The following is a 683-nucleotide window of genomic DNA, read 5'->3' on the forward strand; positions in this document are numbered from 1 at the left end:
CTTTTTTGGTTCACTTCATCTCGGCGGGCTTTTTTGTCGCGCGGGTGATATACTAGCGGTAGTGAATTTTTCGAACGAAAGGGAAGAGAACCATGGAAAAAATGCTTCCACCAAATCATGAGCATATTGACGAAGGCATGATCAAGCTTGAGGTAAATCTTGATAATATGTCTGGTGAATGGCTTGGCTATGTCATGGATTTATTATTTGATGCCGGGGCCAATGACGTCTACTACACCCCGATTTATATGAAAAAAAACCGACCGGCTGTCCTTCTCCAGCTTCTTTGTTCAAAAAGTAAGTTGGAGAAAATGAAGGAAATCCTATTTTCAGAAACAACAACACTTGGTTTACGATATTATCCGCTGACCGTACACCGACTCGAGCGAATTTTTTCAGATGTTATGACGCAATGGGGCAAAGTCACGATAAAAGAGGGAATTTTTGAGGGAGAATCGATTCAAAAGTCGCCTGAATATGAAGATTGCCGCAAAATCGCCGTTGAAAATGACGTTCCACTTAAAAAGGTGTATGAAGAGGTGTGGAAAGAGATTCATAAAAGGTAATTATTAGGACGAATTAGTTTTTTCTTTTGATTTACAGTTTTTATTTTTGATTTACAGATTTTTAATCTAGAAACACTGTTTTTAAGCCCGATTTACTGTTTTTAATTCAAAAATACT

At 37.8% G+C, this 683-nt stretch carries 1 protein-coding gene; it reads left to right on the forward strand.

Going from position 1 to position 683, the window contains the following annotated elements; translation table 11 throughout:
• Positions 1-92 precede the first annotated feature (92 nt).
• Positions 93-566 carry a nickel insertion protein gene (gene larC / locus V7097_RS23420; protein ID WP_335706045.1) on the forward strand — a complete coding sequence of 158 codons (474 nt, stop codon included), beginning with the start codon at positions 93-95 and terminating at the stop codon, positions 564-566.
• Positions 567-683: the final 117 nt, after the last annotated feature.

The sequence above is a fragment of the Bacillus sp. JJ1562 genome, from assembly GCF_036962705.1.
GTDB lineage: Bacteria > Bacillota > Bacilli > Bacillales > Bacillaceae_L > Ferdinandcohnia.

Excerpts from the sequence above, each read along its gene's own strand:
- larC (WP_335706045.1), top strand. The coding sequence starts at position 93 with ATGGAAAAAATGCTTCCACCAAATCATGAGCATATTGACGAAGGCATG.